Here is a 14,522-nt window from a genome sequence, read left to right as displayed (position 1 = left end):
GGGTGAGGGGGAAAAACCACCCACTAGCGCAGAATTTTCTTCTCAGCCAAATCCAGCGCAAAGTAGCTAAAGATAAGATCCGCACCCGCGCGCTTAATCGCACCCAGACTTTCCAGCACGACTTTCTCTTCATCAATCGCACCCGCCTGAGCGGCGAATTTGATCATCGCGTACTCACCGCTCACCTGATATGCACCAATCGGCAGCTCTGTACGTTCACGAATATCCCGCAAAATGTCCAGATACGGACCCGCCGGCTTCACCATCAGACAATCTGCACCTTGTGCTTCATCAAGTAGTGATTCTCGTATTGCCTCGCGGCGGTTCATAGGATTCATCTGATAGGTTTTACGGTCACCTTTCAGCGCTGTGCCTGCCGCTTCGCGGAACGGGCCATAGAACGAGGAGGCGAATTTAGTGGAGTAGGACATGATTGCAGTATCGGTAAATCCGGCAGCGTCCAGCGCCTGACGGATTGCCTGCACCTGACCATCCATTGCCGCAGACGGCGCGATGAAATCTGCACCTGCCGCTGCGGCAACCACCGCTTGCTTGCCCAGATTCAGCAGGGTTGCATCGTTATCCACACCGTGATCGCACAGCACGCCGCAGTGGCCGTGAGAGGTATATTCGCAGAAGCAGGTGTCGGACATGACAATCATTTCCGGCACGGCGTCTTTACAGATGCGCGACATACGCGCCACGAGGCCGTCTTCCTTCCAGGCATCGCTGCCGGTGGCGTCGGTGTGATGCGAAATACCGAAGGTCATTACCGAGCGGATACCCGCATTCGCAATACGTTCGATTTCGCGGGCGAGATGTTTCTCCGGGATACGCATCACGCCTGGCATGGCGTCGATGGCCTTGTAGTCGTTGATCTCTTCTTCAACAAAGATCGGCAACACCAGGTCGTTTAAGCTCAGTGTTGTCTCTTCAAACATAGCGCGCAGCGCTGGCGAGCGGCGCAGACGGCGTGGGCGAGTGATTAAATCGGTCATGATTTGCCTGATGTTTGTGGAACAGACCTCCATTGTAACCGAATCATCACCGGGATGTTTTACTAAAGTTGTGCTTATAAAGGGGGAAGGCAGGGGGTGGGTAGCGCAGCAAATTTCAGGAATATCTTAAATTATTTCAAATGATGAATGATGATATTTTTACGTGTTTTTTATATATAAGGTTTTATTTGGTTTTAATGGTATTCATAGATACTAATTTTATTTTTGATGGTGTTGAGTGTTTTTGTTTTTTTATAGTTTTAATGAATTGTTTTTTCAAATTTTGGTGGTGAATAATTTTGTTTTTTTCTTTGATGAGAAATGAGGGGGCTTTAGGCTGGAGAGTGGTGTTATGTATTGAAATTATTGGGGTTAATTTTTCCTGCGCTGCACCTTTATTATTTATTTAAGTTGTCCGGATACAGACATTAAGTAAAGATTAATTGAACCTTTTACTTCGTGCATCGCATAATCGTGAGGCAACAATCTCTTTATTGCATTGTTAATTGATGGACCAACGAATATACGTCCCTGAGGAGGGATGACAAATGCACTCCTGGAAAAAGAAACTTGTAGTATCACAATTAGCATTGGCTTGCACTTTGGCAATCGCCTCTCAGGCAAATGCTACTACTTATGATACTTTTGGGTATCATGATGACGCAGCCACCCTCTACAATTGGGGTGACAGCACTAAAAATGATCATGACTATCTGACCTACGGTGGTTATGTATATGACCACGCAGCTGATGGTTATTTTGATACCACTTTCAGCGGCGACACTGTGAATGGTGTAATTTCTACCTATTATCTGAACCATGACTACGGTACAGATACTGGCAATACCCTGAACATTACCAATTCAAATGTTCATGGTATGGTTACATCCTACCAGATCGGTTACGGCGACTATGTCTGGACCAACGGTAGCGATTATACTGGCCACGACTGGGTTGATGGTGACATCTTCACTCTGAACATCGCTAATTCTACGATTGACGATGATTTTGACGCCTTCTACTTCACCGATACTTATCTGGATGCAGACGGTAAAACGTCTAAGACTGATTATGATCGCCTGGTAACCGCCGGTCTTGGCACTGCTGTTACTCTGGATGTTGAAAGTAACATCAATATCAGCAACAACTCCCATGTTGCAGGCATTACTCTGGTTCAGAACGACTTGGGTAATGAAACTTATAACACTGAAGGCCATCAGTGGGACAACAACATCGTTGTTAATAACTCTACTGTAACTTCTGGTTCATTAACCGAAGACGAGCAATCAGATCGTGGTCATTTCGGCAACTCTGTTGAACCAAGTGACTACGGCAATGGCGCATCTGCTGCTGATGATGTTGCATTAGCCTTTATTGATGATGCAACTTCTGATTATCGTATGGTCAACAACGTTACTTTCAACAATTCCCAGTTACTGGGCGATGTTGTATTTGACAGTACCTGGAACGCAAACTTTGATGCGACAGGTCACCTGGTTGACAACTCTACCTCTGTTTACACACACGGCGGTTGGGCGACTGACGATCAGAACGTTGATCATCTGAAACTGACCCTGAACAACACCAAATGGGTTGGTTCAGCGAATATCGATTATGACGTTGTTGTTGCCGACGAAGCATTCTATGACGTTGCGCCAAACAGCCTGAACCCGTACGCTTCTTACTCTGAAGATGGCTGGAACCGTGTTGATAACGCTAATGCATTCCAGAGCGGCGTATTCGACGTTGTTCTGAACAACGGTTCAGATTGGGAAACCACTAAAGAATCTCTGATTGATACCCTGGCTATCAACAGCGGTTCTCAGGTTAACGTGAGCGCAGATTCTTCCCTGACTTCTGACACCATTACCCTTAACGGTGGTTCTTCAATGGAAGTCAACGGTGAAGTTAACACCGATCACCTGACCATTGATACCTTCTCAACCGTTAACTTCGGTGAAGATACTGCTTCAGCCTGGACATCAGCACCGCTGTATGCCAACACCATTACCGTTACTAACGGTGGTGTGCTGGATGTCAACACCAACATGAATGACATCTCCAGCGTATTTGCAACTGATACCCTGGAACTGACCAGCGGCAACGTTAAAGATAACCACGGCAACGTTTACGCAGGTGTGTTCGACATTCATAGCAATGACTACATCCTGAATGCAGACCTCGTCAACGATCGTACCAACGACACCAGCAAAGCTAACTACGGCTATGGTGTTATTGCGATGAACTCTGATGGTCACCTGACTGTTAATGGCAACAACGACATTAACAACGGCGACGAAGTTGACAACAGCTCTGTTGATAACGTTGTAGCTGCTACCGGTAACTACAAAGTTCGTATCGACAACTCAACTGGCGCTGGTGCGGTTGCTGATTACAAAGGCAAGCAGCTCATCTATATCGATGACACCAAAACCAACGCTACCTTCTCTGCTGCCAACAAAGCTGACCTGGGTGCATACACCTATCAGGCACAGCAGAAAGGCAACACGGTTGTTCTGCAACAGATGGAGCTGACCGATTACGCGAACATGGCGCTGAGCATCCCGTCTGCAAACACCAACGTGTGGAACATGCAGCAGGATACCCTGAACAATCGCCTGAACACCTCTCGTCATGGCTTTGAAGACAATGGCGGCGCGTGGGTGAGCTACTTCGGTGGCAACTTCAACGGCGACAACGGCACCATCAACTATGACCAGGATGTCAACGGCATCATGGTCGGTGTTGATAGCAAAATCGACGGTAACAACGCGAAATGGATCGTTGGTGCTGCAGCTGCATTCGCCAAAGGCGACATGAATGACCGCACTGGTCAGGTGGATCAAGACAGCCAGTCTGCCTATGTCTACTCTTCTGCACGCTTCGCGAACAACATCTTTGTTGATGGCAACTTAAGCTACAGCCGCTTCAACAACGACCTGAGCGCAACCATGAGCAATGGCGAATACGTGGATGGCGACACCACTGCCGATGCATGGGGCTTTGGCTTGAAACTGGGCTACGACTGGAAAATCAACGACGCGGGTTACGTAACGCCGTACGGTGCGATTTCTGGCCTGTTCCAGTCTGGCGATAGCTACAGCCTGAGCAACGGTATGGATGTAGGTAGCCAGGACTACGACAGCCTGCGTTATGAACTGGGCGTTGATGCTGGTTACACCTTCAACTACGGTGACCAGGCTCTGACGCCTTACTTCAAACTGGCTTATGTGTATGACGATGCTAACAACGATACCAACGTCAACGGCGACAACATTGACAACGGTGTTGAAGGTTCCGCAGTACGCGTAGGCGTGGGCAGCCAGTTCAGCTTCACCAAAAACTTCAGCGCTTACACCGGTGTTAACTACCTCGGCGGCGGCGATGTTGATCAGGATTGGGGCGCAAACGCTGGTGTTAAATACACCTGGTAATGGCTCTCCGGTAGACGGGGAAGGCAACTTCCCTGTTTAACTGAAACGTTACTCATGCCCGTCATTGCAATGGCGGGCATTTTTACATGGATGGTAGAAAATGCCTGCATTGAGTAAACCACTGAGCGAATTTGTTACTCTTGATAAGCACTTATCTCCTCGCGGTATCCATTTTGATTTACCGGCTGGCACCATTATCTTGCCGGAAGACAAAAAGACAGAAGACTATACCCTCGTTATCTCACAAGGCTCGGTTTCTATTAACCGCAATCCGGGCAATATCATGTTTGGCATGTCGCAAAGCCCGGCGATTTTTGGCCTTGTCGGTGCCATTATGAAGATCCAGCAGGACTACACCATTACGACCGAAAGCGATTGTCGCGGCTATTATCTGCCCGTGCAGGATACGCTACATTGTCTGACGCGCTATCAGCTTTGGCGCGAAGCGCTCTATTGGGTGACCTGGCAACATCGTATGCTGGAAATACGTGACGCGCAGTTGATTGGCTCCAGCAATTATCAACAGATCCGCAGTACGTTGCTGGTGATGGCGAAGTGGAATGATAATTTGCGCGCAAGGGTGGGCGTGATGAGGTTTATCCAGCACAGAACGAATATCTCGCGCTCGGTCATTGCCGAAGTGCTCTCCGCTCTGCGTAAGGGAAATTATATCCAGATGGAAAAGGGCAAACTCGTCAGCATCACGCGTTTGCCCTACGACTATTAAGAACCAGGAACGGGCAGTGGCTGATTACCGCTAAGTTCCGTCACCAGATTATTGATACCGTCGCTCATATTGACGAATCGGGTAAGCGGAGAACGGGTGACGACGACAAAAGCGCCCACGTTTTCCTGCGGGATCATTGCCATGTAGGTAATAAATCCACCGCCGCCGCCCGTTTTCTGAATAATTCCGGGGCGACCGTTTTTGGGCGACATATAGACCCATCCCAGACCTAACGCATCCGCCTTACCGGGCACATCCATACCTACAACCCGTGTAAGCTGATTACGCTGATAAATCAACGTCTGCATCCGATCTGCCTGATTACTGCGATGATAGAAATCAGAAGACAAATACTGTTGCATCCAGCGCATCATATCACCAGGTGTGGAATACACTCCGCCGCTGCCGACTGCAGCCAGCGTGTTGTTGCACGGGCTGGCACCTTTCTCGGCAACCATCAAACGACGGCACTGATCCGGCGACGGCGTAAAGGTCGTATCTTTCATGCCCAATGGGCGGCTGATTTGCTCTTCAAACAGCTGTGAATAAGGCTTACCGGCGGCATTGCCCAGTGCATCGGCTAGCAGGTCGAAGGCCAGATTCGAATAGCTGGCCTGTTTACCCGGTGCCGCTTTCAGCGTTGCATTATTCAGATAAGACCAGCGTTGCGACTGAGTCGGCCAGACAAACACCGGGCGATGCGCCGCGCCGCCCGGCTGCTCACGCGGTAGACCGCTGGTGTGCGTGGCGAGGTTGACCAGGCGAATTGGCGAGCCCTGGTAGGTCGGCACATGCGCGCCAGGTGGGGCGTACTTGCTTAACGGATCGTCAAGCTTCACCACGCCCTGGTCGAGCAGCTTCACCAGCATCTCGCTGGTCATCAGCTTGGTCAGCGACGCGATACGAATCACAGAATCTAACTGAGGATGCACGTTGTTGCCCGGGCGGGTTTCACCAAAGCTGCGGAAGACGCGCTGGTTTCCATCGATAACCACCAGAGCCATCCCCGTGGCGCCGCTGCCGTAAAAGATATGGTTAGCATAGCGGTCGACAATGTCAGAAGCGAAAACGGGGTCGGCGATGGACTGAGCCGCCTGGACCGATGTCAATGACGCCACGCAGAGCGCGGCAGAAAAAAGCAGACTACGTTTCAACGAAGGCATCCATAAATGAAAGGGGAGAACAGTGCTTACTTATATACACCGTGAATCGGCACCTGAGAAAGCGCCATTAAACGCTATCATAGCGGGAAAAACGTAACGGTGAGTAACCGTAGATATGAAACTTTGTATTGAAGACACACTTTTGTGATCCGTCGCGTATGATAGATAAGATGAATATTCCATCCGTGTCGCTGAATACGGTTAAAAATTGAGTCAAACCGTTATGGAAACCTCGTTACAACTGAAATATCGTTAAGGCGATTTTGCACCTTTCACCGGCGAACTAAGCGCCTGTTTATCGGTCTCATTGTGCGGTTATCTCTCGTTTTTACGTGGTATCCCTTTGGTTGCAGCACATGCTGCGACAGGACTTGTGTTGTACACAGCAAACGCCAGAACCATAAGAAGTTAGCAGGAGAGCATTATGTTTAAGTCTTTTTTCCCCAAGCCGGGGCCTTTTTTTCTCTCGGCCTTTATTTGGGCGTTGATTGCCGTCATTTTCTGGCAAGCGGGTGGAGGAAGCTGGCTGCTGAACCTGGTTCATGCGTCGAAGGATGTGCCGATTAGCGCAGCCCGCTTCTGGTCGCTGAACTATCTGGTGTTCTATGCTTTCTACGCGGTTTGTGTCGGGCTCTTCGCGCTTTACTGGTTTGTGCGCAGCCCACATCGCTGGCAGTACTGGTCGGTACTGGGTACCGCGCTGATTATTTTCGTCACCTGGTTTTTGGTGGAAGTGGGCGTGGCGGTCAACGCCTGGTATGCCCCGTTCTGGGATCTCATCCAACAGGCGCTGACCTCGCCAAATAAAGTCTCCATTAACCAGCTCTATCAGGAAGTTGGTATTTTCCTTGGCATTGCCCTGATTGCCGTCACCGTCGGGGTGCTTAATAACTTCTTTGTCAGTCACTACGTCTTCCGCTGGCGTACCGCAATGAACGAACACTATATGGCGCACTGGGATCACCTGCGTCATATCGAAGGTGCCGCGCAGCGTGTGCAGGAAGACACCATGCGCTTTGCCTCCACGCTTGAAGATATGGGTACCAGCTTTATCAACGCCATCATGACGCTGATTGCCTTCCTGCCGGTGCTGGTTACGCTCTCGGCCCACGTGCCGTCGCTGCCAATTCTTGGCAGTATTCCATATGGTCTGGTGATTGCCGCGATCATCTGGTCGCTGATGGGCACCGGGCTGCTGGCGATTGTCGGTATCAAACTGCCTGGGCTGGAGTTTAAAAACCAACGTGTGGAAGCGGCGTATCGTAAAGAGCTGGTCTATGGGGAAGATGATGAAACCCGCGCTACGCCGCCAACCGTGCGTCAACTGTTCAGCGCCGTGCGCCGTAACTATTTTCGTCTCTATTTCCACTATATGTATTTCAACATTGCCCGTATCCTGTATCTTCAGGTCGATAACGTTTTCGGTTTATTCCTGTTGTTCCCATCGATTGCCGCTGGTGCAATCACGCTGGGCCTGATGCAGCAGATCCTCAACGTATTCGGTCAGGTGCGCGGCTCGTTCCAGTATCTGATTAGCTCCTGGACGACGCTGGTGGAATTGATGTCTATCTACAAACGTCTGCGCAGTTTCGAGCACCAGTTGGATGACAAAGATCTCCAGGAAGTGACCCACACATTCAGTTAATTTCTACAAGGAAGCCGCACGATGACGCCAGTATCACGTTATGTCTCACTCCCGTTAACGTTGCTGGCGGGGCTGATATTAAGCGCGTGTACCAGCCAACAGACACCGACGCTGAAGAAGGGGGAGAAGCCCGTTGATGTGGCGTCGGTGGTGCGGCAAAAAATACCGGCCAGCGTGAAGGACAGAGATGCCTGGGCGCAGGCGCTGGCAAAAACCTTCGAAAGCCAAAAGCTGGCACCGACAAAAGAGAACATCTGTTCGGTGCTGGCGGTGGCACAGCAGGAATCGAACTATCAGGCAGATCCCGCCGTACCAGGGCTAAGTAAAATCGCCTGGCAGGAAATTGACCGTCGCGCCGAGCGTATGCATGTGCCGCTGTTTCTCGTACATACCGCCCTGAAAATCACCTCACCAAACGGTAAAAGTTACAGCGAGCGGCTGGACAACGTGAAAACAGAAAAACAGCTGAGCGCGATTTTTGACGACTTTATCAATATGGTGCCTATGGGGCAGACGCTGTTTGGCTCGCTGAACCCGGTACATACGGGGGGGCCAATGCAGGTGAGCATTGCTTTTGCCGAGGCACATACGCGTGGTTATCCGTGGAAAATGGACGGCACCGTACGTCAGGAAGTCTTCAGTCTGCGCGGTGGGTTATGGTTCGGCACGTATCATTTGCTGAACTATCCAGCCAATTACACTGCCTCTATTTACCGATTTGCAGACTTCAACGCGGGTTGGTACGCCAGCCGTAACGCCGCATTCCAGTATGCGGTTAGTAAAGCAACCGGGGTTAAGCTGGCGCTGGATGGTGATTTAATCCGCTATGACAGCGATGAGGCGGGGAAAACCGAGCTTGCGGTACGTAAGCTTGCTGACAAACTGTCGATGAGTAATGATGAAATCCATCGCCAGTTGAAAAAGGGCGACAGCCTGGCGTTTGAAGAAACCGAGCTTTATAAAGGCGTGTATAAAATAGCGCAGCAGAAAACCGGCAAAACGCTGGTGAAAGAGATGCTGCCAGGTATTCAACTGGAAAGCCCGAAGATCACGCGAAATCTCACCACGGCGTGGTTTGCGAAACGCGTCGACGACCGTCGGGCGAAGTGTATGGCGAACTGATATTAGCGCTGGCGACGCCAGCGCATCACTAACGCCACGAAGCCTAAAATCGCACAACCGCCCAGAAACGGCACCAGACCAAACAGGGTACCGACAGCAAGCCCCATTTCTACACGCGGGCGACCCGTATCCTGCATTTGCATCAAATGCTCATAAACGCCAGGCGCGTGCACCAGCAGGTTGAGCAATTGCGCGCCGGCCCAAAAGCAGAGCAGGACAAACACCACGTAGGCGACGTTACCCGGCGCGGAAGAGGCGCTTTTTTTCCCATTAAGGATGAGCTTTGACAAGGCGAAATCTGTCATAAAGACCTCCCGGACTTCATTACATGACCGTGATACTGGCATGAGTGTGACAGCCTTCCTCAATGTGCAGTATAAGAATTATGGTAATTTCGGTTAAGGATTCGTCCTGGATTGCGCGGAGTTGTGTCACGATCACAAATTAAGAATGTAAACATTTTACTAACATTCAGTAATTGCTGTTTACACCACAGATACGCGGCGAGGGATATGTGAAAATGCTTTTTTTATCTCCGGAGCCGTTATGAATTTACCTGCTAAAATTCGCCGTGACTGGCACTACTATGCGTTCGCTATCGGTCTGATTTTTATTCTTAACGGCGTGGTTGGCTTGCTGGGTTTTGAAGCGAAAGGCTGGCAGACCTACGCGGTTGGGATGGTCACGTGGGTGATTAGCTTCTGGCTGGCGGGGTTAATTATTCGCCGCCGCCCGGAGGACGACGGCGCACAAGAGGGGGCTAACTAGCCCCTTACATCGAGGTTTTAAGGGCGCTGTCGGCCTGATGGCGTTCCAGTGCCAGCTCAATCAAACGCGTAATCAGCGAGGTGTAATCCAGCCCGCTCGCCTGCCACAGTTTTGGATACATGCTGATGTTGGTGAAACCTGGCAGCGTATTAATTTCGTTAATGACGACTTCATTTTCGGCTGTCAGGAACACATCGACGCGTGCCATGCCGCTGCAACCCAGCGTCTGATACGCCTGCACGGCAACATCGCGAATTTTATCGTTGATATTGGCCGGAATCGCCGCCGGAACGACCACTTTCGCGCCGTTATCATCAATATATTTAGTGTCGTAAGCGTAGAACTCGCTGTTCAGTACAATTTCGCCGCAGGTGCTGGCCTGCGGTTCATCATTGCCCAGCACGGCGCATTCGATCTCCCGGCCTTTAATGCCCTGTTCAACCACCACTTTGTGGTCAAACTCAAAGGCCAGCGCCACGGCCTGTTGATATTGCGCTTCGCTGTTGACCTTGCTGACGCCGACGGAAGAGCCCTGGTTGGCAGGTTTTACAAACAGCGGCAGGCCCAGTTTCGCTTCTACTTCCGCAAACGAAATACGGTTACGGTTGCTGCGCGTCAGGGTAATAAACGGCGCGATAGCCAGCCCGGCGTCGCGCAGCAGTCGCTTGGTGACGTCTTTGTCCATGCAGGCGGCAGAACTCAGCACATCGGAACCCACAAACGGCAGATTCGCCACCCGCAGCATACCCTGCAGGGAGCCATCTTCGCCGAGCGTGCCGTGAACAATCGGGAAAATGACGTCAATGGCGCCCAGTGGCTGACCGCTCTCGGCGTTAATCAACTGCTGCGAGGTTTTCCCTGGAATTTGCGCCAGCGTCACATCAGAGTGGCGAAGGGCGATTTTTGCCGGGTCCTGCGCATTCAGCAAATAGTTTTGCGCATCGTTTATGTGCCACTGCCCCTGCTTATCAATGCCGAGCAGTACCACATCAAAGCGTGTTTTATCAATGGCTTCAACGATATTCTTAGCCGATTGCAGCGACACTTCGTGCTCTGCTGATTTCCCGCCGAAAACAATCCCAACCCGCAACTTCGCCATCTTTAATTCCATCCGTTCCAAACGCAAAGCACATAACATACCACGTGATTTCCGGGCTATCTGCCATAATCTTTAACTTTATTGCAGGCAGGAGAGCCGATGAAAATCACGCGCTGGCTGGTATTTGCGGGGCTTATCGCTCTTGGCTATGGGGGCTATCAGATGCTGCCATCCTGGTACAATCCATTTACGCCGTTAATGCTTAACGATCCGCCGGGGCTGGTCACGCGCTGGAAGCTGAAAGCGATTACGGATGCGCAGTGTCAGACGCTGCTGGACGAGGCAAATCAGCAAAAACTTATCAGCACACAACGAATGGCACCGAGCGGTGGCGCCTGCCCGCTCACGGATGTGGTACAGGTGCGTGATTTTGGCACGGTGAAGCTAAGCAATCGCTTTCTCGCCAGTTGCCGCCTGGCACTGAGCAGCGCGTTATATGTGGAACAGCAGGTTAAGCCCCTTTCCCGGAAAATGTTAAACAGCGAAGTGACGCGCATTGATCATCTGGGGAGTTTTGCCTGTCGCAATATTTATCATCGCGCCGACGGCCCGCTGAGCGAACATGCCACGGCAAATGCGTTGGATATCAGCGCGTTCCATCTGGAAAACGGCAAACAGGTTAGCGTGCTGAAGGGCTGGAATCAGCCGCAAACCCAACCGTTCCTGCAAACGCTTTTGGCCTCAAGCTGCCAGTATTATGGAAATGGGCTTGGGCCAAACTATAACGCCGCGCACGCCAATCATTTTCATCTCGGTATGCGCGGCTACGGGCTTTGCCGCTAAGCATAACTCTCTTTTTGGTGGGAATTAAAACGTGAGATCGTTCACAGAAAATAGCAAATCAATGATAAAATCCTAAACTCACCGCGAGCGCATCTCTGACAATACCGACTGCCATACAACTTGCTACCCTGTGCACTTGTCCGCATAAGTGAACGAAAACGCGTCGTTATGGAATCCTGGAAGGTTAATCTCATCTCTGTCTGGTTTGGCTGCTTCTTTACCGGCCTCGCCATCAGTCAAATTCTGCCCTTTTTGCCGCTCTACGTGGCGCAACTGGGCGTCACGTCTCATGAATCGCTCTCAATGTGGTCAGGGTTGACGTTCAGTATCACTTTTCTGGTTTCGGCGATTGTCTCGCCCATGTGGGGGAGCCTGGCGGATCGTAAAGGGCGCAAATTGATGCTACTGCGCGCGTCATTGGGTATGGCGATCGCCATTTTGCTGCAAGCCTTTGCCACCAACGTCTGGCAGCTGTTTATTCTGCGCGGCGTGATGGGGCTGACGTCGGGATATATCCCCAACGCGATGGCTCTGGTGGCTTCACAGGTGCCACGCGAGCGGAGCGGCTGGGCGCTGAGTACGCTCTCTACCGCGCAGATTAGCGGGGTCATTGGCGGGCCGTTGCTCGGTGGTTTCCTGGCGGATCATATGGGTCTGCGGATGGTCTTTTACATCACCGCGTTTTTGCTGATGATAAGTTTCCTGGTCACTCTGTTTTTAATCAAAGAGGGTGTGCGCCCTCAGAGCAGCAAAGCAGAGCGCCTGAGTGGCAAAGCGGTATTCGCTTCGCTGCCGTATCCGGGGCTGGTGATAAGTCTGTTTGTCACCACCATGGTGATCCAACTGTGTAACGGATCGATTGGCCCGATTCTGGCCTTGTTTATTAAATCGATGGCACCGGACAGTAATAATATCGCGTTCCTGAGCGGGATGATCGCCGCGGTACCGGGCGTATCGGCGCTGATCTCCGCGCCACGGCTTGGCAAGCTGGGCGATCGCATCGGCACCGCGCGCATTCTGCTGGCGACATTGTGCTTTGCGGTGGTGCTGTTTTTCGCCATGTCGTTTGTGACCACGCCATTCCAGCTTGGCGTGCTACGCTTTTTGCTCGGCTTTGCCGATGGCGCGATGCTGCCTGCGGTGCAGACGCTGCTCCTCAAGTACATCAGCGAGCGCGTAACCGGGCGAATTTTCGGCTACAACCAATCGTTTATGTATTTAGGCAACGTTGCCGGGCCGCTCATCGGGGCGTCTGTCTCTGCGATGGCGGGTTTTCGCTGGGTGTTTGTGGCCACGGCGATTATCGTGCTGATTAATATCTGGCAACTGATGGTGATGCTGCGGCGCAGTAAAACCGCGCGGTAGTCAATTCCGAACTTGTACTGCCCCCTCGCCCCTTCGGGGAGAGGGGGAATAGGTCGAACTACTCAGCCCACACATTTTGACGCTTCAGCTCCGCATTAACCTTGTTGTTAATCTCCTCCAGTAATCCCGGAATATCGCTATTACAGTCGGCGTAAATTTTATTAAATCCATCTGCCGTTATCTGGCGCACCGGGATCCAGTTCGGAATTTGCGGCATATAGCGCCCATCTTTCGCGTAAGTTTGCGCGAAGACTGCCCATTTAGGATCGGGATGATAATCAGCGATTGCCAGCTTTTTGTTCACCGGTAACCTGACGACAGGCATTGAGCTACTGTGTACCGCCATGCCAATTTCCTGCCCTTCAGGTGAAATCATAAATTCGAGAAACTTCATCGCGGCCGCTTTGTGCTGGCTGGTTTTCATCAGGAATGCGGTGGTACCTTCCGCCATTGAAGTTGTGCCTCCCGGCCCGGCTGGCGGTGGCACTACCGTGTAGGCCGCTTTACCCGGATCTTTATCAAACAGGGCGATGTGATACGGGCCAGAGGAGTACATTCCACTTTGACCTGAGCGATAAGAGGTGTTCGCGTCGGCGGTGGTCTGATTGATTGCGCCCGGTTGCGATACACCTTCACAAACCATGCTGCGCATAAAGGTCATTGCTGTGACGGCCTCTTTGCTATCGAGCGCGCCCTTAAATTTGCCGGGTTGCGTCGCGACCAGATAGTTGCCGCCTGCCTGCCAGAGATAAGAAGAGGAGAACGAACTGGCGTAACCGCGCGTAGTGGCGAGCGGCATCACAAAGCCATAGGTGTCGTTTTTGCCATTGCCATCCGGGTCATCGAAGGTAAACGCGTGCGCGACTTTTTTTAGTTCATCCCAGGTGGTTGGGGCTTTCATACCGAGTTTATTCAGCCAGTCCTGGCGGATAAACAGAGCATAAGTATGTGCTGAGGTGGGAACGCCATAATATTTGCCGTCGGGCAGTTGTGTTGATTTCCAGGCTGCCTCATAAACATCCGCGCCGTGTTTCAGTTTTGTCGGATCAATTTCATCAACAATCCCCAATTGCACCATCTGCCCAACAATAATAGCGTCATTAAATACGACATCCGGTAATGCATTTCCGGTAGCGGCGCGTGCCAGACGCTGGTCAAAATCGGTCACCGCATTGAAATATTTAATGGAAATGCCGGTCTGTTTTTCAAAAGTATTTGCCAGTTTTTGATAAATGACTTTGGAATCATTGCTGGCACGAATCCACACGTGAAGTTCTTCCGCTGAGGCGAAGTGTGAAAGTGAAAATAAAATAGCCAGACTCAGTGCTCTGGTACGGTATCGCATAGTGGAACTCCTGTTCTGTGTCGAAATAAAACATTGTTTCTATATTGCGGTGCGATACCGGGCGGCGGCAAGT

12 protein-coding genes are annotated in these 14,522 nt (G+C 51.3%); 7 read left to right on the top strand and 5 right to left on the bottom strand.

Features of this window, described 5'->3' with window-relative positions; all coding sequences use genetic code 11:
- Positions 1 to 23: 23 nt before the first annotated feature.
- Positions 24 to 998, bottom strand: a complete 975-nt coding sequence (gene hemB, locus ACOXYR_RS16430) for a porphobilinogen synthase (protein WP_015965655.1) — start codon at positions 996 to 998, stop codon at positions 24 to 26.
- Positions 999 to 1,546: 548 nt separating this feature from the next.
- Between hemB and ACOXYR_RS16425 the strand changes: the two genes are divergently transcribed.
- A complete protein-coding gene (locus tag ACOXYR_RS16425) occupies positions 1,547 to 4,432 on the top strand; it encodes an autotransporter outer membrane beta-barrel domain-containing protein (RefSeq protein ID WP_421355817.1) in 2,886 nt (961 codons plus the stop codon).
- Between the two features lie 100 nt (positions 4,433 to 4,532).
- Positions 4,533 to 5,159 (top strand): helix-turn-helix domain-containing protein, encoded by a 627-nt coding sequence (locus ACOXYR_RS16420; protein ID WP_108474775.1) that lies wholly within the window; start codon positions 4,533 to 4,535, stop codon positions 5,157 to 5,159.
- Here the strand turns inward: ACOXYR_RS16420 and ampH are convergent.
- Complete coding sequence (ampH, locus tag ACOXYR_RS16415) at positions 5,156 to 6,313, bottom strand: D-alanyl-D-alanine-carboxypeptidase/endopeptidase AmpH (RefSeq protein WP_421355818.1); 1,158 nt, start codon at positions 6,311 to 6,313, stop codon at positions 5,156 to 5,158. The genes ACOXYR_RS16420 and ampH overlap by 4 nt on opposite strands.
- Before the next feature lie 433 nt (positions 6,314 to 6,746).
- On the opposite strand from ampH, the gene sbmA reads away from it, so the two are divergent.
- Both sbmA and ACOXYR_RS16405 read left to right on the top strand, forming a co-directional pair.
- Complete coding sequence (gene sbmA, locus ACOXYR_RS16410; protein ID WP_108474777.1) at positions 6,747 to 7,967, top strand: peptide antibiotic transporter SbmA; 1,221 nt, start codon at positions 6,747 to 6,749, stop codon at positions 7,965 to 7,967.
- Positions 7,968 to 7,988: 21 nt separating this feature from the next.
- Positions 7,989 to 9,089: a DUF1615 domain-containing protein gene (locus ACOXYR_RS16405; protein WP_113858755.1), complete on the top strand. Its 1,101-nt coding sequence runs from the start codon at positions 7,989 to 7,991 to the stop codon at positions 9,087 to 9,089.
- Between the two features lie 2 nt (positions 9,090 to 9,091).
- On the opposite strand, the gene ACOXYR_RS16400 is transcribed toward ACOXYR_RS16405, so the two are convergent.
- On the bottom strand, positions 9,092 to 9,394 hold the full coding sequence (locus ACOXYR_RS16400) for a DUF2755 family protein (RefSeq protein ID WP_108474779.1): 303 nt from the start codon (positions 9,392 to 9,394) through the stop codon (positions 9,092 to 9,094).
- A gap of 241 nt (positions 9,395 to 9,635) precedes the next feature.
- On the opposite strand from ACOXYR_RS16400, the gene ACOXYR_RS16395 reads away from it, so the two are divergent.
- On the top strand, positions 9,636 to 9,857 hold the full coding sequence (locus tag ACOXYR_RS16395) for a DUF2754 domain-containing protein (protein ID WP_108474780.1): 222 nt from the start codon (positions 9,636 to 9,638) through the stop codon (positions 9,855 to 9,857).
- A 4-nt stretch (positions 9,858 to 9,861) separates the two neighbouring features.
- Here ACOXYR_RS16395 and ddlA read toward each other — a convergent pair whose 3' ends face one another.
- Positions 9,862 to 10,956: a D-alanine--D-alanine ligase gene (ddlA, locus tag ACOXYR_RS16390; RefSeq protein WP_113858757.1), complete on the bottom strand. Its 1,095-nt coding sequence runs from the start codon at positions 10,954 to 10,956 to the stop codon at positions 9,862 to 9,864.
- A 99-nt stretch (positions 10,957 to 11,055) separates the two neighbouring features.
- Here ddlA and ACOXYR_RS16385 point away from each other — a divergent pair, with 99 nt between their 5' ends.
- Entirely contained in the window at positions 11,056 to 11,739 is a 684-nt protein-coding gene (locus ACOXYR_RS16385) for an extensin-like domain-containing protein (RefSeq protein ID WP_421355819.1), read from the top strand.
- 168 nt (positions 11,740 to 11,907) lie between these two features.
- Positions 11,908 to 13,104 (top strand): multidrug efflux MFS transporter, encoded by a 1,197-nt coding sequence (locus tag ACOXYR_RS16380; protein WP_113858758.1) that lies wholly within the window; start codon positions 11,908 to 11,910, stop codon positions 13,102 to 13,104.
- Positions 13,105 to 13,162: 58 nt separating this feature from the next.
- Here ACOXYR_RS16380 and ACOXYR_RS16375 read toward each other — a convergent pair whose 3' ends face one another.
- Entirely contained in the window at positions 13,163 to 14,476 is a 1,314-nt protein-coding gene (locus ACOXYR_RS16375; RefSeq protein ID WP_421355855.1) for an ABC transporter substrate-binding protein, read from the bottom strand.
- Between the last annotated feature and the right edge of the window lie 46 nt (positions 14,477 to 14,522).

Source organism: Pseudocitrobacter faecalis (assembly GCF_965231525.1).
Lineage (GTDB): Bacteria > Pseudomonadota > Gammaproteobacteria > Enterobacterales > Enterobacteriaceae > Pseudocitrobacter > Pseudocitrobacter faecalis.
This window is presented reverse-complemented; position numbering and strand designations above follow the sequence as displayed.